The 18,762-nt window shown below is 71.1% G+C and carries 20 protein-coding genes; 5 read left to right on the top strand and 15 right to left on the bottom strand.

The annotated features are described in order from the left end of the window. Positions 1–91 precede the first annotated feature (91 nt). The 6 genes from ACIBCM_RS10700 to ACIBCM_RS10675 form a co-directional block, all read right to left on the bottom strand. Positions 92–1,105, bottom strand: coding sequence for a TIGR03842 family LLM class F420-dependent oxidoreductase (locus ACIBCM_RS10700; RefSeq protein ID WP_399241637.1), 1,014 nt, complete (start codon positions 1,103–1,105; stop codon positions 92–94). 32 nt (positions 1,106–1,137) lie between these two features. Beyond that, positions 1,138–2,544 (bottom strand): dihydropyrimidinase, encoded by a 1,407-nt coding sequence (gene hydA, locus ACIBCM_RS10695; RefSeq protein WP_399241636.1) that lies wholly within the window; start codon positions 2,542–2,544, stop codon positions 1,138–1,140. 268 nt (positions 2,545–2,812) lie between these two features. Then, positions 2,813–4,093, bottom strand: coding sequence for an aspartate aminotransferase family protein (locus ACIBCM_RS10690; protein ID WP_399241635.1), 1,281 nt, complete (start codon positions 4,091–4,093; stop codon positions 2,813–2,815). Then, positions 4,090–4,932: a nitrilase-related carbon-nitrogen hydrolase gene (locus ACIBCM_RS10685; RefSeq protein ID WP_399241634.1), complete on the bottom strand. Its 843-nt coding sequence runs from the start codon at positions 4,930–4,932 to the stop codon at positions 4,090–4,092. Before ACIBCM_RS10685 ends, ACIBCM_RS10690 begins: the two co-directional genes overlap by 4 nt. Positions 4,933–5,108: 176 nt before the next feature. After that, on the bottom strand, positions 5,109–5,501 hold the full coding sequence (locus ACIBCM_RS10680) for a PPOX class F420-dependent oxidoreductase (protein ID WP_399241633.1): 393 nt from the start codon (positions 5,499–5,501) through the stop codon (positions 5,109–5,111). A gap of 114 nt (positions 5,502–5,615) precedes the next feature. Then, positions 5,616–5,990 carry a winged helix-turn-helix transcriptional regulator gene (locus tag ACIBCM_RS10675; protein WP_399241632.1) on the bottom strand — a complete coding sequence of 125 codons (375 nt, stop codon included), beginning with the start codon at positions 5,988–5,990 and terminating at the stop codon, positions 5,616–5,618. 93 nt (positions 5,991–6,083) lie between these two features. Here ACIBCM_RS10675 and ACIBCM_RS10670 point away from each other — a divergent pair, with 93 nt between their 5' ends. After that, positions 6,084–6,749: an NAD(P)-dependent oxidoreductase gene (locus ACIBCM_RS10670; RefSeq protein ID WP_399241631.1), complete on the top strand. Its 666-nt coding sequence runs from the start codon at positions 6,084–6,086 to the stop codon at positions 6,747–6,749. A gap of 7 nt (positions 6,750–6,756) precedes the next feature. On the opposite strand, the gene ACIBCM_RS10665 is transcribed toward ACIBCM_RS10670, so the two are convergent. After that, complete coding sequence (locus tag ACIBCM_RS10665; protein ID WP_399241630.1) at positions 6,757–7,011, bottom strand: helix-turn-helix domain-containing protein; 255 nt, start codon at positions 7,009–7,011, stop codon at positions 6,757–6,759. Between the two features lie 55 nt (positions 7,012–7,066). Between ACIBCM_RS10665 and map the strand changes: the two genes are divergently transcribed. The 4 genes from map (at position 7,067) to ACIBCM_RS10645 (ending at position 9,746) form a co-directional block, all read left to right on the top strand. Beyond that, positions 7,067–7,834 (top strand): type I methionyl aminopeptidase, encoded by a 768-nt coding sequence (gene map / locus ACIBCM_RS10660; RefSeq protein ID WP_399241629.1) that lies wholly within the window; start codon positions 7,067–7,069, stop codon positions 7,832–7,834. Positions 7,835–8,158: 324 nt separating this feature from the next. Next, positions 8,159–8,404: an alcohol dehydrogenase catalytic domain-containing protein gene (locus ACIBCM_RS10655; RefSeq protein WP_399241628.1), complete on the top strand. Its 246-nt coding sequence runs from the start codon at positions 8,159–8,161 to the stop codon at positions 8,402–8,404. Next, positions 8,401–9,129, top strand: a complete 729-nt coding sequence (locus ACIBCM_RS10650) for a zinc-binding dehydrogenase (protein ID WP_399241627.1) — start codon at positions 8,401–8,403, stop codon at positions 9,127–9,129. Before ACIBCM_RS10655 ends, ACIBCM_RS10650 begins: the two co-directional genes overlap by 4 nt. Then, a complete protein-coding gene (locus ACIBCM_RS10645; protein WP_399241626.1) occupies positions 9,126–9,746 on the top strand; it encodes an aminotransferase class III-fold pyridoxal phosphate-dependent enzyme in 621 nt (206 codons plus the stop codon). Before ACIBCM_RS10650 ends, ACIBCM_RS10645 begins: the two co-directional genes overlap by 4 nt. A gap of 385 nt (positions 9,747–10,131) precedes the next feature. Here ACIBCM_RS10645 and ACIBCM_RS10640 read toward each other — a convergent pair whose 3' ends face one another. The 8 genes from ACIBCM_RS10640 to ACIBCM_RS10605 form a co-directional block, all read right to left on the bottom strand. Beyond that, on the bottom strand, positions 10,132–10,851 hold the full coding sequence (locus tag ACIBCM_RS10640; protein WP_399241625.1) for a glycoside hydrolase family 75 protein: 720 nt from the start codon (positions 10,849–10,851) through the stop codon (positions 10,132–10,134). A gap of 438 nt (positions 10,852–11,289) precedes the next feature. Beyond that, a complete protein-coding gene (gene ggt, locus ACIBCM_RS10635; protein WP_399241654.1) occupies positions 11,290–13,101 on the bottom strand; it encodes a gamma-glutamyltransferase in 1,812 nt (603 codons plus the stop codon). A 755-nt stretch (positions 13,102–13,856) separates the two neighbouring features. Beyond that, a complete protein-coding gene (locus ACIBCM_RS10630; protein WP_399241652.1) occupies positions 13,857–14,732 on the bottom strand; it encodes an amino acid ABC transporter permease in 876 nt (291 codons plus the stop codon). Continuing rightward, on the bottom strand, positions 14,732–15,376 hold the full coding sequence (locus ACIBCM_RS10625; RefSeq protein ID WP_399241624.1) for an amino acid ABC transporter permease: 645 nt from the start codon (positions 15,374–15,376) through the stop codon (positions 14,732–14,734). Before ACIBCM_RS10625 ends, ACIBCM_RS10630 begins: the two co-directional genes overlap by 1 nt. Positions 15,377–15,384: 8 nt before the next feature. Continuing rightward, positions 15,385–16,269 carry a glutamate ABC transporter substrate-binding protein gene (locus tag ACIBCM_RS10620; protein WP_399241651.1) on the bottom strand — a complete coding sequence of 295 codons (885 nt, stop codon included), beginning with the start codon at positions 16,267–16,269 and terminating at the stop codon, positions 15,385–15,387. A 211-nt stretch (positions 16,270–16,480) separates the two neighbouring features. Then, positions 16,481–17,227, bottom strand: coding sequence for an amino acid ABC transporter ATP-binding protein (locus ACIBCM_RS10615; RefSeq protein ID WP_399241623.1), 747 nt, complete (start codon positions 17,225–17,227; stop codon positions 16,481–16,483). Positions 17,228–17,381: 154 nt separating this feature from the next. Next, complete coding sequence (locus ACIBCM_RS10610; protein ID WP_399241622.1) at positions 17,382–17,822, bottom strand: DUF6278 family protein; 441 nt, start codon at positions 17,820–17,822, stop codon at positions 17,382–17,384. 58 nt (positions 17,823–17,880) lie between these two features. Further along, a complete protein-coding gene (locus tag ACIBCM_RS10605) occupies positions 17,881–18,660 on the bottom strand; it encodes an exodeoxyribonuclease III (RefSeq protein ID WP_399241621.1) in 780 nt (259 codons plus the stop codon). Positions 18,661–18,762: the final 102 nt, after the last annotated feature.

The following is an 18,762-nucleotide window of genomic DNA, read 5'->3' as shown; positions in this document are numbered from 1 at the left end:
AACGCTGGGGGTACCGCCCGTGCCCGCAGGGCACAGGGGGAGAGGTGCCGTAGCTGTCGTCGTGCGCCCGCCGGAGATTGCGGGACAGCCCTTAGCGAAGGGCGGAGATGATCCCGGTGCCGTAGGCGTCGATGGTGCCCTCGCGGTTGTCGTGCATGTCGTAGACGGCGAACTGGTCCACGCCGAGGTCGCGCAGGTGGCGGAGCTTGTCGACATGAGCCTCGACCGGGCCCAGCACGCAGAAGCGGTCGACGATCTCGTCCGGAACGAAGTCGGCGGACGGGTTTCCCGCGCGGCCGTGGTGGCTGTAGTCGTAGCCGTGCCGGGACTTGATGTAGGAGGTCAGGACCTCGGGCACCAGACCGGAATGCTCCCCGTAGCGGGAGACCAGGTCGGCGACATGGTTGCCGACCATGCCGCCGAACCAGCGGCACTGGTCACGGGCGTGGGCCAAGGACTCCGGGGAGTCGTCGGCGGTGACGTACGCGGGGGCGGCGACGCAGATGGCGAGCGCGTCGGGGTCGCGGCCGGCGTCCTGGGCGGCCTTCCGGACCGACTTCACCATCCACTCGGTGAGATACGGGTCGGCGAGCTGGAGGATGAAACCGTCGGCCTGCCGCCCGGCGAGCGCAAGTGCCTTGGGGCCGTACGCCGCCATCCAGACCGGCAGCCTGCCGTTCTTGATCCACGGGATGCGGATGGGGTTGCCGTCGACGACGGCCTCCCGGCCCTCCGCGAGATCGCGGATGACGCCCATCGCCTCGCCGAGTCTGGCCAGGGTGTTGGGTTTGCGCCCGGCCACACGCATCGCCGAGTCGCCCCGGCCGATCCCGCAGACCGTGCGGTTGCCGTACATGTCGTTGAGGGTGGCGAACGTGGAGGCGGTGACCTCCCAGGTCCTGGTGCCCGGATTGGTGACCATCGGGCCGACGATCAGCTTCTCCGTGTGCTCCAGGATCCGGCTGTAGATCACGAACGGCTCCTGCCACAGGACCGCCGAGTCGAAGGTCCAGCCGTAGCGGAAGCCGTTGCGCTCCGCCCGCCGCATCAGCCCGACCACTTCGGAAGCGGGCGGATCCGTCTGGAGGACGAGTCCGAATTCCATGAGCGTGCCCCTTAGCCGAGGTACTGACAGGTCTAGGCGAGGTACTGACAGGTGCCGCGCGGGACGTACTGGCCGTGTCCCGCCCGCCCGGTGAACTCCCGCTGGTCGATGACGACATCGCCGCGCGAGAGCACGGTCTCCACCCGCCCGGTGATCTTCCTGCCCTCGTACGCGGAGTAGTCGACGTTCATATGGTGGGTCTCCGCCGAGATGATCTGCTCGGCGCCCGGGTCGTAGATCACCACATCGGCGTCCGCGCCCGGCGCGATGGTCCCCTTCTTCGGGTAGAGGCCGAACATCCGGGCCGGGGTGGCGCAGGCGATCTCGATCCAGCGGCGGCGGGTGATGTGCCCGTCCAGGACGGCCTGGTGGAGGAGGTCCATACGGTTCTCCACCCCCGGCAGACCGTTGGGGATCTTGGAGAAGTCCCCTCGGCCCAGTTCCTTCTGCCCGGTGAAACAGAACGGGCAGTGGTCGGTGGAGACCACCTGGAGATCGTCGGTCCGCAGCCCGCGCCAGAGCGCCGCCTGGTGTTCCCTCGGCCGCAGGGGCGTACTGCACACGTACTTCGCGCCCTCGAAGCCCGGCTCGGCGAGGTTGTCGGTGGACAGGAACAGATACTGCGGACAGGTCTCCCCGAAGACGGGGAGCCCCTTGTCGCGGGCGGCGGCGATCTCCGCGACGGCCTCGCCGGCGGAGACGTGGACGATGTACAGCGGCGCACCGGCGACCCGGGCGAGCTGGATGGCCCGATGGGTGGCCTCGGCCTCCAGCAGGACCTTGCGCACCTCGCCGTGGTGGCGCGGATCGGTGCGTCCCTCGGCGAGGGCCTGCTCCACCAGGACGTCGATCGCGATGCCGTTCTCGGCGTGCATCATGATCAGCCCGCCGTTGGCCGAGGAGCGCTGCATGGCCCGCAGGATCTGCCCGTCGTCGCTGTAGAAGACGCCGGGATAGGCCATGAAGAGCTTGAAGGAGGTGATGCCCTCCTCCACCAGCCGGTCCATCTCCTTGAGCGACGACTGGTGGACGTCGGAGAGGATCATATGGAAGCCGTAGTCGATGGCGCAGTTGCCGTCCGCCTTGGCGTACCAGGCGTCCAGGCCCTCGCGCAGGGAGTGCCCGACCGACTGTACGGCGAAGTCGACGATGGTGGTGGTGCCGCCCCACGCCGCCGCCCGTGTCCCGGTCTCGAACGTGTCCGACGCGAAGGTCCCGCCGAACGGCAGCTCCATATGGGTGTGCGCGTCCACTCCGCCCGGGATGACGTACTTGCCGGCCGCCTCGATGATCCGGCCTGCGGTCCAGGCCCCGGCGGCGTCCGAGCCGTGGGCCGCGAGCGCGGCGATCCGGCCGTCCTCGACGAGGACGTCCGCGTGGATCTCGTCCGCCGCGGTGATGACGAGTCCGCCGCGGATCAGGGTGCGGGTGCTGCTCATGCTGGTGCCCTCCCTCTGGTACGTACGAGTCGATGCGTACGGCACGGCCGGGCGGCACCCGGCCGGGAGCCGTCACCAGTGCTGTGACCGGAGAGGTTCACCGGCCCGAGACGCCCTGCACGGCTCCCCCTGGGCCCGGCGGCCCGGAGGTACCCCCAGCCGCGTTGCCGGACCGCGCGAGTACGGCGAGTACGAGCTGCGGACCTCCGCCTTGCGCTGCACCGCACCGGACGCCCCGGGCCCACGGCAAACCTTTCCGCCCACAGCACTAGATGCTGTACAGGGCTTGTTCGAGGATCGACGCGCCCTCTTCCGCCTCGGCGACGGTGAGGGAGAGCGGCGGGGCGATCCGCAGGGCGCTGGTGTTGTGGCCGCCGCCCTTGCCGATCAGGAGCCCGCCCGCGCGGGCCGCCTCCAGCACGGCCGTCACCGCTTCGGGGTCGGCCCGGTCGGTGCCCGCTCTGACCAGCTCGATCCCGATCATCAGCCCGCGTCCGCGCACCTCCCGTACGGGGGGCACCTGCGCGGCGATCGCGCGCAGCCGCTCGATCAGCAGCCCGCCGACGCGCCGGGCGTTGCCCTGGAGGTCGTGCTCCAGCAGATGGGTGAGATTGGCGAGCCCGGCGGCCATGGTGACCGGGGAGCCGCCGAAGGTCGAGAGGGAGTGGGCGTCGAGGGAGTTCATGATCTCGGCGCGGGCGACGACTCCGCCGATGGACATGCCGTTGCCGATGCCCTTGGCGAAGGTGAGCAGATCGGGCGGTCCGCTGCCGGCGTGGGCCCCCCAGCCCCAGAAGTGCTCGCCGGTCCGGCCCCAGCCGGTCTGCACCTCGTCGGCGATCCACAGGACGCCGTGCCGGTCGAGGACTTCGCGGAAGGCCGCGTACAGCCCGTCGGGCGGTGAGGTGAACCCGCCGACGCCCTGGATGGGTTCGGCGATCAGCGCGGCGACATCGCGGGTGTGGCCGAGCAGGTCCTCCAGGTCGGCGACGCACGCCTCGATGAACCGGGTGTCGGTGAGCCCGGCGTAGGGGCCTCGGGTGCGCAGGCCGCCGTGCACGTACAGCGTCTGCAGCGGCGAGAGCGAGGTGGGCGACCAGGTGCGGTTGCCCGTGACGGAGACGGCGGAGAAGGAGCGGCCGTGGTAGCTGTTGCGCATCGCGAGGACCTGGTTGGACCGGCGGTGCGCGGTGGCCAGCAGCAGGGCGGTGTCGACGGCCTCGGTGCCGGAGGCGGTGAAGAAGACCCGGGCGTCGGGGATGCCGGAGAGGGCCGCGATCCGCTCGGCCAGCTCCACCATGGGACGGTTGAGGTAGAGCGTGGAGGAGTGGATGATCTTCCCGGCCTGCTCGCTCACCGCCTTGGTGACCTCGGGGAGCGCGTGGGCGGTCATGGTGGTGAGGATGCCGCCGAAGAAGTCGAGATAGCGGTTGCCGTCCGCGTCCCACACATGGCGGCCCTCGCCGTGGGTGATCTCGACGGGCTGCCGGTAGTAGAGCGCCATCCACTCGGGCATGACGGCCCGGTGGCGCTCGTACAGGCTGCTCACGGCCGTACCAGCCCCTCGTACGCGTCGGGCCGGCGGTCCCGGTAGAACGCCCACTGCTGGCGTACGGTCTCGATCAGGCCGAAGTCGAGGTCCCGTACGAGCAGTTCCTCCGCCTTGTCGCTCGCGACGTCGCCGACGAACTGGCCGCGCGGGTCGACGAAGTAGCTCGTGCCGTAGAAGTCGTTGTCCCCGTACTCCTCCCGGCCGACGCGGTTGATGGCGGCGATGAAGTACTCGTTGGCGACGGCGGCCGCGGGCTGCTCCAGCTGCCAGAGATAGGCGGACAGCCCGCGTGAGGTGGCCGACGGGTTGTAGACCAGCTGGGCTCCCTGGAGGCCGAGTTGGCGCCAGCCCTCGGGGAAGTGGCGGTCGTAGCAGATATAGACGCCGACCTTGCCGACCGCGGTGTCGAAGACGGGCCAGCCGGCGTTGCCGGGCCTGAAGTAGTACTTCTCCCAGAAGCCTTTGACCTGCGGGATGTGGTGCTTGCGGTACTTGCCGAGATAGGTGCCGTCGGCGTCGATGACGGCGGCGGTGTTGTAGTAGAAGCCGGCGCCCTCGATCTCGAACACGGGGACCACGATCACCATGCCGGTCTCACGGGCGAGTTCCCGCATCCTGCGGACGGTCGGCCCGTCCGGCACCGGCTCGGCCCAGCGGTAGTGCTCCGGCTCCTGGACCTGGCAGAAGTAGGGCGCGTTGAACACCTCTTGGAATCCGATGACCCGGGCACCCCGGCGCGCCGCCTCCCGGGCGTGCTCCTCGTGCTTGGCGATCATCGATTCGGTGTCGCCGGTCCAGGTCGCCTGGACGAGTGCGGCACGTACGACATGAGCCATGAGCTGCTCCTTCGGCCGGGCGTCAGCGATCCTCTACGCACGTAGACGCGGTACGTAGATGGAGAACGTAAGCCCCGTCACACACTGGGGCAAGACCATCGCCGGGAACCCGGGGAATCGATCTTGTTTCACCCGTACGGCCGATCCGGCGGCCCGCCGGAAGTGTGTCCGGCCCGTCAGCCCGGTGTCCCGAGCGTGATCGCGATTCCGGTGTGCGGACGCTTTCCTCGCCGTACGAGGGTGGCGGGGAGGTCGACCAGCCAGAACTGCCAGCTGTACTTGCGGGCCACCAGGCGCCGGACCTCGTCCGTGCCCGCCCGGTCGAGGAGTTCCCCGGTGCCCTCCGCGCTGGGCGCGCCCTCGGCGACCTTGCCGCGCATGTCGCAGACGCTCACCACGACGCGGCTGTCGGCGCGGAGCCGCCGGACCTTCCAGGAGTCGCTGTTGGTCCAGACGTACAGCTTTCCGCCGTTCTCGGCGAACCAGACGGGTGTGGCGACGCCTGTTCCGTTCTTCCGGAACGTGGTCACACTGATGTATCTGGCGGCGGCGAAGTCCTCGGAGTTCACGCGGTGAGCGTACGCCGCCGGGCCGGAACCGTCGTGCGGCCGGTCCGCCCGGTGCGCCGGGACCGCTCGAACGTCACTCCGTGTACGTCACCCCCCGCAGGCCACTCTCGGACGTCACCCCTCGTATGTCTCCCTCGCGCGCGCCAGCTCCTCCAGATGCTCCCCCGCCCACGCGCACGCCGCGTTCAGCGGTTCGAGCGCGGAGCGGCCGAGGGCGGTGAGGGCGTACTCCACCCGGGGCGGGTTCTCGTCGTGGGCGGTCCGGCTCACAAAGCCGTTCCGCTCCATGGCCCGCAGGGTCTCGGTGAGCACCTTGGGGGTGACGTGGTGCAGGGGGATCCGCAGTTCGGAGAAACGGCGCGGACCGTCCTCCAGACAGCGCATCACCATGCCGGTCCACTTGTCACCGAAGCGGAACGGCTGGAGGCGGGCCGCGCATGCCCAGCCGCCGAACATGTCCGGGTGCAGCGGGGCCGGGGATGTCGTCATCCCTCCATCCTGCCGTACGGCATCCCTCCCGTCCCGCCGCACGGTCCCGGTACCTTTGCAGTAACCGGTGGGGGCCGTCCTAGCGTTCCGGCCATGAGCGACATCATCGTTTTCGGAGCAGGTGGACGGGTCGGCCGCGCGGTCGTGGCGGAGGCCGTGACGCGCGGGCGTGCGGTGACGGCGGTGGTCCGCGACCCGGCGAAGTACCCGGATCTCGGCGCGGGAGCGGCCGGGGTGAGCGTGGTGCAGGGGGACGCGACGGACGGGGAGTCGGTGGCACGGCTCGCGGCCGGGCATCGGGCGGCGGTCAACGCGTCGGCACGGCTGGACATCCCGTCCGAGGAGTTCTTCGTCGGTACGGCGCGGGCGCTGGCCGGCGGGTTGGCCACGGCGGGTGTGGGCCGCTATCTGGCGGTGGGGATCGCCGCCACGCTGGAGACCTCACCGGGCGTGCGTTACATGGACGCGCCCGACTTCCCGGAGCCGTACCGGGTGTTCTCGCAGGGGCACGCGGCGGAGTTCGAGGAGCTGCGCAGGACGTCGGGTGCGCTGGACTGGCTGATGGTCTGCCCGCCGGTGGACCTGGATCCCGAGGCTCCGCGTACGGGCCGCTACCGCACGGCCGAGGGGCGGATCATCGACGGCGGCGGGCACATCTCGCACGCGGATCTGGCGATCGCGCTGCTGGACGAGATCGAGGGCCCGCGCCACCGGGGGATCCAGCTGGCGGTGGCGGGCCCGGCCGCCGGGGAGGTCTGAGTCCGGCTCAGACGGCCGGGGCGAAGGCGCAGCTCGTCACCAGCTCGTCCATGGACAGACCGAGGACGGCCGCGAGCGCGGCGACGGTGAAGAAGGCCGGGGTGGGGGCGCGGCCGGTCTCGATCTTGCGGAGGGTCTCGGCGGAGAGTCCGGCCGCGGCGGCGACGTCGACCATGCTGCGCTCGCCGCGGGCGGTACGGAGGAGCCGGCCGAGCCGCTCGCCGCGCTCGCGCTCTTCGGGGGTGAGGGGGGTGCGCACCATGCCGTTATTCTAATGCCGGTATTTGAATAACGGATCGACCGGTATAGTAATTGGCATGATGGAGCTCAAGACCGATGTGTCGATGGACGCGATGCGTGAGGCGGGCCGCCTCGTGGCCCAGGCGCTGACCGCCGCACGCGAGGCGGCGGGAGTCGGCGTCAGCCTGCTGGAACTGGACCGGGTGGCCCGTGCGGTGCTCGACGGAGCGGGGGCGGGTTCCCCCTTCCTCGGCTACCACCCCTCCTGGGCGCCGATGCCCTTCCCCGCCGTGCTGTGCGCCTCCGTGAACGACGCGATCGTGCACGGAATCCCGGACGGCTACCGGCTGCGGGACGGCGATCTGGTGAGCCTGGACTGCGGGGCGGTCCGGCAGGGCTGGGTGGGCGACGGGGCCGTCAGCTTCACCGTCGGCCGCGCCCGGCCCGAGGACCTCCGCCTCGTCGCCACCGCCGAGGAGGCCCTGGAGGCGGGCATCGCCGCCGCCGTGGTCGGCAACCGCGTCGGCGACATCGCCCACGCCGTCGGCCGGGTGTGCCGGGCGGCGGGGTACGGGGTGCCCGACGGCTTCGGCGGCCATGGCATCGGCCGCCGGATGCACGAGGACCCGGGCGTACCGAACGAGGGGCGCCCCGGGCGCGGGGTGCCCCTGCGGCACGGCATGGTGCTGGCGATCGAGCCCATGGTGATCGCGAGCGGCGCCGACGGCCACTACACGGCCCGGGACGGCTGGACGGTCCGGACGATCGACGGCAGCCGCGCGTCCCACGCGGAGCACACGGTGGCGATCACGGACGCGGGACCGCGGATCCTGACGGCCCTGTGAGCGGGGCGGCCGGGGCGCCGTCGGAAGGGGACGGCCGCCCGGGGGGGGTGCGTACCGCGGTCGCGCCACGGCCGGCCGCACGGACGCACACCACGGCCGCACCCCGTGCGCACCTGGCCACCCGTACCACCGCACACGCCCGGCCCGTACCACGGCAACGCGTACCCGGGCCCGGCCGTCGTACCCGTCCCGGCGATTTCAGAGTGTGAACGACGGCCCGCGCGAAGTCGTTGACAACCGGCCGATCATGACAGGCTTCCGTTGTCGATTTCCGTACGGTTGTTCGGGTTCACGGAGGAATGGGTGAGGTCGCCGTTGGAGCGTATGAGGGCCGTGGTGCACCAGGGCCGGGCCGGGCTCGGCGGTGTGCGGGTGGCCGATACCGCCGTGGGCGGCGCGGGCCCGGACGAGGTGCTGATCCGGCTGAAGGCGGCCGGTCTCAACCATCGCGATCTGTTCGTGGCGGCGAACCGCTCGCCGGGGGACGCGCCCCTGGTACTGGGGGCCGACGGCGCCGGTGTGATCGCGGCGGCGGGACCCGGGAGCGGCCTCACCGCCGGGACGAGGTGATCATCGATCCCACGATCGGCTGGGAAAGCCCCGCCGGCGTACCCGAGGTGCCCGGCATCCTCGGCGGTCCGGCCGATGGTACGTTCGCCGAGTACGTGGTCGTACCGGCGCGCAACGCGCTGCCCAGACCGGCGCATCTCGACTGGACCGAGGCCGCCGCCCTGCCGCTCTCCGCGGTCACCGCCTACCGGGCGCTGTTCACCCGGGGCGGGCTGCGTGCGGGCGAACACGTACTGCTGCCCGGGATCGGGGGCGGGGTGGCGACGATCGCCCTGGCGATGGCGAAGGCCGTCGGCGCGACCGTGAGCGTCACCTCCCGGAGCGAGGACAAACTCCGCCGGGCACGGGAGCTGGGCGCCGATCACCTGGTGCACAGCGGCGCCGACTGGGCACGGGAACTCGAACGGCCCGTGGACCTGGTCGTCGACAGCATCGGCTCGGCGACGTCCGGTTCCTGTCTGGCGGTGCTGCGCCCCGGGGGCCGGCTGGTCACCCTGGCGCCACCACGGGCGCGGAGGTCGCCGTCTCGCTGCGGGAGCTGTTCTTCCGGCAGATCAGCCTGCTGGGGACGTCGATGGGGAGCGCGGCCGAGTTCCGCGACATGCTCGCGCTGGTCGCCGAGCACCGGATCCGCCCGGTCGTCCACCGGGTCCATCCGCTGGCCGAGCCCGTGCAGGGCGCGGGCGGCTTCGCGACCCCGCCGCCCGGATTCTTCGCGGCCATGAAGGAGGTACTCGACGAGTACGGCATCCTCCTGGTCTCCGACGAGGTCCAGACGGGCTGGGGCCGCACCGGCGCGTCGTTCTTCGGCATCGGGGCCCATGGCGTGACCCCGGACGCGCTCACCTTCGCCAAGGGCCTCGGCAACGGGCTCGCCGTCGGCGGTGTCGTGGCCCGCCCCGAGCTGATGGACAGCCTCACCGCCAACTCCATCTCCACGGCGGGCGGCAATCCCGTCGCCATGACGGCCGGACTCGCGACCCTCGGCTATCTGCTCTCCCACGACCTCCAGGCGAACGCCGACAAGATCGGCGAGCGGCTGCTGACCGGGCTGCGCGCCATCGCGGACGGCTGCCCGCTGGTGGGGGACGTCCGCGGTACGGGGCTCATGATCGGCGTGGAACTGGTTCTGCCCGGCACCAGGAAGCCCCATACGGAGGCGACCACCGCCGTCCTGGAGCTGGCGCGGGAGCGCGAACTGCTGGTCGGCAGGGGCGGCCTGCTGGGCAATGTCATCCGGGTCACCCCGCCGATGACCGTCACCGGGGACGAGGCGGAGGAGGCCCTGGCGGTACTCGGGGACGTACTCACCCGGGTGGGCGACTCGGTGCTCGACACCTGATCCGGCCGGGCGCCCGGACACGCGTCGCCCCACTCAACCGAGCACGACTCGCCCCACTCGGCCGGGCGGGTACGGGTCCCGCGCCGCCGGCGGATCGTCCCGCCGCGGGCCCGGCCTGGCGAGTACGGCCGGGCGGGTACGGCCGGGCGGGACCGTCCGTACCCGCCGGTGGCCGGTCCCTCCCGCGAAGAGCGTCCCCGTGTCCCGGTCCGCGCGATCACGCTGTCCCGGCGGGCGGAAAGCCGGGGCCGCGGGGGCGCTCCGGCGGAGGGGAGCGCGACGACACGGCGTTCCGTCAGGATCCCCGGCCGCGCTCCCGCGTTGAGTCGCCGGGCCCGCCGGACGCCGCCCCGCGCTCCCCAGCCCGCGGACACGGGGACAGCCCTCAGTTCTCCCGCAGGAACCGGCGCGCCAGCGAGTCCCCGAGCTTCACGGCCGCGCTGTGGCTCTCGATCGGCTTGACCTTGGAGTCGGTGAACAGGATGTAGGTGACACCGGACGCGACACCTCCGGAGACGGGATGGGGGTTGATGCCGAGCGAGCGGGCCATGCCGTAGGACGCCTCCCCGATGATCCTGCTGGGGCCGGTGTCACCGACGACTCCGTAGCGGACCTTGTCCTTGTGGATGACGGCGACGACTCCGCCGCCCTTGACGCCGGACGCGGGGTATCTCCAGATCCTGCTGGGGGCCGGGACGACGATGTGCGGCAGCTTCTCGGAGTTCAGCGGTTTGCCGTTGGACTGGTGGAACGCGGTATCGGGGAGGAACCAGGGGTCGGATTTCCTGTTGCACTTCCCCGTGACCTGGCCGTCGCAGTCGATGTCCATATCGGCCTTCCAGAACACGGCGCCGTTCTTTCCGCACACCGGCACGGTGGCGGCGCCACCCGCGTCCTTGCGGTACTTGCCGGCGGAGACCTGGACGCAGCCCTTGACCTTGGCCAGCAGTTGGACCGCGGTGACCGTGCCCTCCACGGGTTCTCCGGCTCCCGGTGCCCGTACGTCCGCGTCATGGGTGGCGGGGCTCGCCGTGGCGGGCAGTGCGGCGGCGGCGAGAAGGGCGGCGCCGGAGGCGGCGGCGAGGGCGAGCGTACGAGAGTGCATGAGGTTCGCCTTTCTGTGCGGATTCCGCGCGGAAAAGCGTCCCTACCCCCTCCCGGAAACAACCGATCCCCCCTGATGAGGGCGCCCGGCGGGGAGCGCCGGGCAACGGAAGCGGCCCGTCCGGCAGTTGGTGCCGGACGGGCCGGTGACCCGCAGGGGGCCGGACGGGGTACGGGTGCAGGGGAGGACGGGGGTACGGGGATTCCGGCCGCCCGGGCCGCGTGAACCGTACGCCGGGCATGGTCCGTACGCCCGGAACCCACCGGTACGCCCGCCATGACGGGGGGCCTGGCACGGCTCGTACGCCCACCATGACCGGGGCCCTGGCACGGCCCGTACGCCGGGCACGGCCGGACCCCCGGCGCTGTCCGCCGGACCGGTCGTGGCGGGGCGTCACGACCGGCACCCGTCACCCGGCCGGGCACGGCTGAGCCGGTGTCAGGGAGCCGTACCGCGAGGGTGGACGACCATGGCCGAGCCGCCCCCCCTGCGGACCTTCTCGGCCGCCGCGAGCCACCGCCCGTCGGACAGCCGTTCGATGCCGGTGGCCGCGCCGATCTCCGGGTTCTGACGGAAACGATGGCCGATCCGCTCCAGCTCGGTACGCAGCGGGCCGTCCCACAGCCCCGGCTCCAGCTCCGTCGTCGCCTGGTTGCGCTGGCTGGCGCGCGGCGCGGCGATCGCCTCGGCCAGGGGCAGTCCCCGGTCCAGACGGCCCGTCAGGGCCTGGAGCACGGTGGTGATGATGGTCGCGCCGCCCGGCGAGCCCAGTGCGAGCACCGGGCGGCCGTCGTCGAGGACGATCGTGGGGGACATGGAGGAGCGCGGCCGCTTGCCGGGGCCCGGCAGATTCGGGTCGTGGACGGCGGGAGTCGCCGGGGCGAAGGAGAAGTCGGTGAGTTCGTTGTTGAGGAGGAAACCCCGGCCCGGCACGGTGATGCCGCTGCCGCCGGTCGACTCGATCGTCAGCGTGTAGGCGACGACATTGCCCCATTTGTCGGCGGCCGTCAGATGGGTGGTGTTCTCCCCTTCGTAGGTCGTGGGGGCGGCCCGTCCCGTGGTGCCGCAGTCCCGGGGGTCCCGTGGGTCACCGGGTGCGAGCGGGCTGGTGAGCACCGCGTCGTCCCTGATCAGACAGGCACGCGAGTCGGCGAACCGCTGGGAGAGCAGTCCCTGCACGGGCACGTCCTCGAACGCCGGGTCGCCGACCCAGCGCCCTCGGTCGGCGAAGGCGATCCGGCTCGCCTCGATGAGGCGGTGCAGATACCCGGCTTCGGTGGCCTTCGTCAGATCGGTGCGTTCCAGGATGTTGAGCGCCTCGCCGACGCTGGTGCCGCCCGAAGAGGACGGCGCCATTCCGTAGACGTCGAGCCCCCGGTAGGAAACCTTGGCGGGCGCGCGCCGGATCGTCCGGTACGCGCTGAGGTCACGGGCCGTCAGATCCCCGGGCCGTACGACCCGGGTGGCGCCGTCGGCCACGGGCGGGGTGCGGACGGTCCGTACGATGTCGCGGGCGATCTCGCCCCGGTAGAGGGTGCCGACGCCTTCGCGTGCGATCTCCCGGTAGGTACGGGCCAGGTCGGGGTTCTTCAGGACGGAACCCACGACGGGCGGCCGGCCGCCCGGCAGAAACAGCTCGGCGGTGTCGGGGAAGTCGGCGAACCGCGCCTGGTTGGCCTCGGTCTGGGCGCGGAAGGTTGCGTCGACGGTGAAGCCGTGCTCGGCCAGCCGCTCGGCCGGTTTCAGCAGCTGGGCGAGCGGCCGGGAGCCCCAGGCGCCGAGGGCGGCGGCCCAGGTGGCCGGGGTGCCGGGGGTGCCGACCCCGAGTCCGCTGGTCTGGCCCTCGTCGAACGGGATGGGCCGCCCGTTCGCCAGGAAGAGCGAGGAGCCGGCCGAGCGCGGGGCGGTCTCCCGGCCGTCGACGGTGTGCACCGTACGGGACGCGGCGTCGTAGTAGACGAGATAGCCGCCGCCCCCGATGCCCGCCGAGTAGGGCTCGGTGACACCGAGAGCGGCGGCGGTGGCCACGGCGGCGTCCACGGCGTTCCCGCCGCGGCGCAGGATCTCGATCCCGGCGGCGGACGCGTCGGCGTCGACGCTTGCGATCGCACCGCCGTGTCCCACGGCGACCGGGGACTTCACCGGCGGTGCGGACGGCGGGGAGTGGGCCGGCGGGGCGGTGGCACCGATCGACATCACGGCCGCGACGACGGCCAGGACCGGGACGTTCCGTACGGTGGAGCGACGCATCCGTACCTCCAGTCGACGCATGTGGGCGCAGCGTAGTGGCACGGCACCGGGGCCGTCAGGACCGCCTCGGACGGCGCGTCCGCCGTCGTCGCCCTGTGCGTCCGCACATGACGGCATATGCGGCGAGGTATCCGGAGGCGGCCGCCCCGGGCCGTTCGGTGGTTCGCCCCGGCGGTACGGAGGGCAGGCGGCCGGGCCACCGTAGGGGCGCCGGACCCCGGGCACGCGGCCCGGCACCGCACGGCCGCGCACAGGCACACGGCCCGGCACGGAGGCATACGGCCGGAACCGGCCCGCGGTGACCGCCGCCCGTATCCGTATCCGTGTGCGGCGCCGACACCGGCGCCGGGCCCCGGCCCCGGCCCCGTGAGAGCAGCGCCAGAAGACCGACACCAAGGAGAGCGGCACCCGCGTCGCCTCTCCGTGCGACGCGGGCCCGCTCGGCCTCGGCAAGCCGGCCGACCGTGTGCCGTACCGTCCACGGCGGGCAGGTGCGGCCGTGGCCCACGGACCCGGAGCTGTGCTCCGCCGTCCGCGGCGTCCTGGCCGGCCACCGCCCCGCCGTGGTCGTCGACACCGTCGACCCGCTCTCCATCGGACACGCCCCGGCCCGGCGCACAGCTGACCTTCTCCGCGTCCGCGGCACACCGTCCTGCCGGTCGGTCCACCGCGCCGGAAGTGATCACCGGCTGCTGCCAGGGGTCCCCGTGACAAGGGGAGCTGAGCCGTGCCCCATGAACTGCTGTCCTGCCCCCCTACGTCCTCCCGGGCGCGGGGGGACCCCCGGGCAGCAGCGTCCCTGGTTCGGCCGGGGCGATGTCCACGGCCTCCGTCTTCGGACTGCGGCGCTGTCTTCTGGCCATCCAGTTGGCGAACCAGGAGAGCAGCATGCACATCCCGATGTAGATCGGCGAGATCACCATCACCACGGGGATGAACGGCAAATCGTAGTCGAGGTTCGACGCGATGAGCTTGCCCGCGTGGAGGAATTCCTCGTAGGTGATGAGGTAGCCGAGGGAGGTGTCCTTCAGCGCGACCACCAGCTGGCTGATGATCGTCGGAAGCATGGCGCGGACTCCCTGCGGCACGAGCACGTACGCCATGACCTGGGTCTTGCGCAGGCCCAGCGCGTACGCGGCCTCCCGCTGGCCCCGGTCCACGGCGTTGACGCCCGTGCGGAAGACCTCGGCGAGCACCGAGCCGTTGTACAGCGTCAGCCCGGCCACCAGCGCGGGCAGTGCCTGCACCTTCAGCGCCACGAAGATGAAGAAGATCATCACCAGGACGGGCATCGCGCGGAAGAACTCCACCACCACCGTCGACACCCAGCGCACGGCCCGGTGTTCGGAGAGCCTGCCGGTGGCGAGGATCCCGCCGAGCACCAGGGAGAACCCGGCCGCGTACGCGAAGGCCTTGAGCGTATTGCCGAGTCCCCTGAGCAGCAGTTCCTGGATTCCCTTGTACTCGAAGGGCGACCACTTGGCTGCGGTGAACTGCCCGGTGTCGAACAGGAGATACAGGACCCAGCCGATCAACGCCAGGATGGCGAGCGTGGACATGATCCCGTACAGCCGGTGCCGCCTGCGGGTCCTCGGACCGGCGATGTCGTAGAGGGCGGTGGAATCGGTCATCATCCGGCGACTCCGTAGCGCTTCTCCAGCACGTTGAACAGCGCGCTGATGGACAGGGTGATGATCAGATAGCCCACGGCGATCCAGACGAAGGTCCAGATGATGTTGTAGCCCAGCTCACTCAGCGTCTTGTAGGTGCCCAGCAGTTCGGTGACGCTGAACGCGCCCGCGATCGCCGAGTTCTTGGCGAGGGCGATGAGCGTCGAGCCGATCGGGGGAATGACGCTGCGGAACGCCTGCGGCAGAACGACACCGCTCAGCGTCTGCCCGAAGGTCATCCCGAGGCTGCGCGCGGCCTCGCCCTGGCCGGCGGGCACGGTGTTGATGCCGGAGCGCAGCGCCTCGCAGATGAAGGCGGAGGTGTAGCAGCCCAGCGCGAGGACGGCGAACAGCTCGAAGGGCAGGACGATTCCGAAGCGGGGCAGCCCCAGTACGACGGCGAAGAACAGCAGGGTGAGCGGGGTGTTGCGCAGCACGGTCACCCAGACCGTGCCGAAGGCGCGCAGCGAGCCGACGGGCGCGACCCGGAAGGAGGCCATCACGGCGCCGAGGAACAGGGCGAGCAGGGAGGCGTAGAACGTCAGCTCCACGGTGCCGAGGAAGCCCTGCCAGTACAGGGAGAAGTTGTCAATCAGTACGTACACGGCTCTCCTCAGCTCGCCGGGTAGCGGTCGATCGGGGGCGGCTGCGGGGCCGGCACTCCGGAGAGCCCGAGGGTCGCGTCGTACGTCTTCTTCCAGTTGCCGTTCTTCTGGTTGGCCTCCAGGGCGTCGTCGATGGCGAACCGCAGGGCGTTGTCGTTGCGCGGTACGCCGATGCCGTAGGGCTCCTCGGAGAAGGGCTTGCCGACGACCTTCAGCTCGTCCGGCGCCTTGGCCGCGTAGCCGATGAGGATGGCGTCGTCGGTGGTGACGGCGTCGACCTGGTAGGTCAGCAGATTGTCGACGCAGATGGAGTAGTTGTCGTACGCGACGAGTTCGGCCTTCGGATAGTCCTGCTGGATGCGCTGGTACGGGGTCGATCCGGCGGCCGAGCAGACCCGCTTGCCCGCGAGGTCCTGGGGGCCGTTGATGTCGTGCTCGTCGGTCCGTACGAGCAGGGACTGTCCGGCCATGTAGTACGGGCCCGCGAATCCGACGAGCTTCTTGCGCTTGTCGTTGATCGTGTACGTGCCGACGTAGTAGTCGATCTGGCCGTTCTGGAGGGCGGTCTCGCGATTGGCCGAGGCGATGGCGCGGAAGCGGATCTTCGCGGGGTCGAGGCCGAGGGAGGCGGAGACCATCCGGGCGATCTCGATGTCGAAGCCGGAGAAGAGGCCGGTCGCCGGGTCCTTCTCGCCGAGATAGGGCTGGTCCTCCTTGGCACCGACAATGAAGTAGCCCCGCTTCTTCGCCGCGCGCCAGGTCGGGGAGTCGTCGAGCCGGAAGGAGGTGTCGACCTGGTACTGCGGGAGTTGGTCGGCCTGCGGGCCCTTGACGGGCGGGCTGCCTTCCTTGCCGCAGGCGACTGCGGTGAGGGCGGTGAGGATGAGCACCATCGTGACCAGGGCACGGCGGGCGCGGGAGGCACCGTGGGGGCGCGAGGTGTGCGTGGTGTGCGTGGTGTGCGAGGTGCGCGGCGCGGACGGGCCGGCGCAGAAGGCACGTCCGGTCCGGGGAGCGCGTGAGGTGGCGGGGGTGCGCGGAGGATTCGGGGTGTGCCGGGGGTTCGGGGTGAGCCGGGTACGCAGCATCGTCGGTCCGCCCCCGTCAGTGCTTGAGGATCTTGGACAGGAAGTCCTTGGCGCGGGTGCTCTCCGGATGGGTGAAGAAGTCCTCCGGGGCGCGGTCCTCGACGATGCGGCCGTCGGCCATGAAGACGACGCGGTTGGCGGCGGAACGCGCGAAGCCCATCTCATGGGTGACCACGACCATGGTCATCCCGTCCCGGGCGAGCTGCTGCATCACCTCCAGGACCTCGTTGATCATCTCGGGGTCGAGCGCCGACGTCGGCTCGTCGAAGAGCATGACCTTGGGGTCCATGGCGAGGGCGCGGGCGATGGCCACGCGCTGCTGCTGCCCGCCGGAGAGCTGCGCGGGGAACTTGCCGGCCTGCGAGGCCAGGCCGACGCGGTCCAGCAGCTCGCGGGAGCGCCGGTCCGCGTCCTCCTTGCGGCGGCCCCGAACCTTGACCGGTGCGAGCGAGACATTGGCCAGCACGGTCTTGTGGGCGAAGAGGTTGAAGGACTGGAAGACCATCCCGACGTCGGCACGGAGCCGGGCGAGGCCCTTGCCCTCCTGGGGCAGCGGCTCTCCGTCGATGCTGATGCTGCCGGACTCGACCGTCTCAAGCCTGTTCATCGTCCGGCACAGGGTCGACTTGCCCGAGCCGGAGGGGCCGATGACCACCACCACCTCTCCGCGCCCGACGGAGAGGTTGATGTCCTGGAGTACGTGCAACTGTCCGTAGTACTTGTTGACGTCCCGCAGCTCGATCAACGGATCGACGACGGCCATACGCTGCCCTGCCCCACTCTCGCTGGTGTCGAGGTCAGCGCAAACTATCCACCCCAATAAGGGACTTCACGCGCGACACGCACAAATGGGGCATAAGCCGTATTTATTGGCTGATATCTCAGCGCACAGACGGGCCGGGGGCAGGCGCGGCGGGTCAGGCCTCCGCGGCTTCGGCGTAGACCTGGGAGAGTTCGGGGGCACCGTGGACCGCCCAGTCCAGCCCGGCCTCGACGACGCCGATCTCCCGGCCGGAGGCGAGCCGCACCACGGGATGGCCGCCCGGCCATACGTACCAGGACGCGCCGGGGATCGTACGGACGATCACGGTGCCCAGATACAGGCCCGCGTCATTGCCGATCCAGGGCAGCTCCTCCGGGTCGTCGCGCCAGCGCGGCGGCAGTTGGTCCAGGGCGGCCAACGAGGCCGGGGAGTCGTCCAGTTCGAGCCCCAGCCGCTCCACTCGGACACGCAGCAGCTCACACTCCGCGAACAGCTCGGCGATGGCCGCGGCACGCTCCGGATCGTCCTCGGCGGCGGCACGCTCCTCCTCGGTGCCGTGCCGCTTGAGCCAGTTGTCCAAGAAAGGGATGTTCATACCAGTAAGCCTCGCATCCACCAAGCCCTGTGCACCACAGGACGCGCGCCGGGGAACATCAGATGTCCAGATCCACTACGACCGGCGCATGGTCCGAGGCACCCTTGCCCTTGCGCTCCTCACGGTCCACATAGCCGTCCTTGACCGCTCCGGCGAACGGTCCGTTGCCGTAGACGAGGTCGATGCGCATGCCCCGGTTCTTGGGGAAGGACAGCTGGCGGTAGTCCCAATACGTGAACGGGTGGTCGTACTTGAGCGGCCGGGGCACCACGTCCGACAGCCCGCTCCCGCGCAGCGCGGCGAGCGCGGCCCGCTCGGGCTCGGTGACATGCGTACTGCCCTCGAAGAAGGAACGGTCCCACACATCCTCGTCGGCGGGGGCGATATTGAAGTCGCCGAGCACCGCGAACGGGCGGGTACCGGACACGTCCTCGCCCACCGCGGAATTCAGCGCGGCCAGCCAGTTGAGCTTGTAGGTGTAGTGATCATGGGTGACCTCGCGCCCGTTGGGCACATAGACCGACCAGAGGCGGACCGGGCCGCAGGTCGCGGAGACGGCGCGCGGCTCCTGCACTCCCCCGTACTCCGGGCCGCCGGGCAGGCCCTTGACCACGTCCTCCAGACCGACGCGGGAGATCAGCGCCACCCCGTTCCACCGTCCGTCGGCGTTGACCGCGGACTCGTAACCGATCTCGCGCAGCTCGCCGTCGGGGAACTGCTCGGCGGTGCACTTGGTCTCCTGGACGCAGAGCACATCGGTGCCGCTGCTCTCCAGCCAGGCCAGCAGCCGGGGCAGCCGGGCGGTGATCGAGTTGACGTTCCATGTGGCGATGCGCATGGGTGAAGCCTAATGCCGGGGTCCGACAGTCACGGCCCGCGACCACGACGGGCAGCCACGTCCGGCGGCGGGCGGGCCCCCGGCCCCGGCGCGAGCCGCGAG

Source organism: Streptomyces sp. NPDC051018 (assembly GCF_044456085.1).
In the GTDB taxonomy this organism is placed as follows: Bacteria; Actinomycetota; Actinomycetes; order Streptomycetales; family Streptomycetaceae; genus Streptomyces.
This window is presented reverse-complemented; position numbering and strand designations above follow the sequence as displayed.

What these genes read in the sequence shown, in the direction of transcription:
- ACIBCM_RS10700 (WP_399241637.1), bottom strand. Translation starts at nt 1,105, where the DNA reads ATGGAATTCGGACTCGTCCTCCAGACGGATCCGCCCGCTTCCGAAGTG.
- hydA (WP_399241636.1), bottom strand. Translation starts at nt 2,544, where the DNA reads ATGAGCAGCACCCGCACCCTGATCCGCGGCGGACTCGTCATCACCGCG.
- ACIBCM_RS10685 (WP_399241634.1), bottom strand. Translation starts at nt 4,932, where the DNA reads ATGGCTCATGTCGTACGTGCCGCACTCGTCCAGGCGACCTGGACCGGC.
- ACIBCM_RS10675 (WP_399241632.1), bottom strand. Translation starts at nt 5,990, where the DNA reads ATGACGACATCCCCGGCCCCGCTGCACCCGGACATGTTCGGCGGCTGG.
- ACIBCM_RS10670 (WP_399241631.1), top strand. Translation starts at nt 6,084, where the DNA reads ATGAGCGACATCATCGTTTTCGGAGCAGGTGGACGGGTCGGCCGCGCG.
- ACIBCM_RS10665 (WP_399241630.1), bottom strand. Translation starts at nt 7,011, where the DNA reads ATGGTGCGCACCCCCCTCACCCCCGAAGAGCGCGAGCGCGGCGAGCGG.
- map (WP_399241629.1), top strand. Translation starts at nt 7,067, where the DNA reads ATGATGGAGCTCAAGACCGATGTGTCGATGGACGCGATGCGTGAGGCG.
- ACIBCM_RS10655 (WP_399241628.1), top strand. Translation starts at nt 8,159, where the DNA reads ATGAGGGCCGTGGTGCACCAGGGCCGGGCCGGGCTCGGCGGTGTGCGG.
- ACIBCM_RS10645 (WP_399241626.1), top strand. Translation starts at nt 9,126, where the DNA reads ATGAAGGAGGTACTCGACGAGTACGGCATCCTCCTGGTCTCCGACGAG.
- ACIBCM_RS10640 (WP_399241625.1), bottom strand. Translation starts at nt 10,851, where the DNA reads ATGCACTCTCGTACGCTCGCCCTCGCCGCCGCCTCCGGCGCCGCCCTT.
- ggt (WP_399241654.1), bottom strand. Translation starts at nt 13,101, where the DNA reads ATGCGTCGCTCCACCGTACGGAACGTCCCGGTCCTGGCCGTCGTCGCG.
- ACIBCM_RS10630 (WP_399241652.1), bottom strand. Translation starts at nt 14,732, where the DNA reads ATGACCGATTCCACCGCCCTCTACGACATCGCCGGTCCGAGGACCCGC.
- ACIBCM_RS10620 (WP_399241651.1), bottom strand. Translation starts at nt 16,269, where the DNA reads ATGGTGCTCATCCTCACCGCCCTCACCGCAGTCGCCTGCGGCAAGGAA.
- ACIBCM_RS10615 (WP_399241623.1), bottom strand. Translation starts at nt 17,227, where the DNA reads ATGGCCGTCGTCGATCCGTTGATCGAGCTGCGGGACGTCAACAAGTAC.
- ACIBCM_RS10610 (WP_399241622.1), bottom strand. Translation starts at nt 17,822, where the DNA reads ATGAACATCCCTTTCTTGGACAACTGGCTCAAGCGGCACGGCACCGAG.
- ACIBCM_RS10605 (WP_399241621.1), bottom strand. Translation starts at nt 18,660, where the DNA reads ATGCGCATCGCCACATGGAACGTCAACTCGATCACCGCCCGGCTGCCC.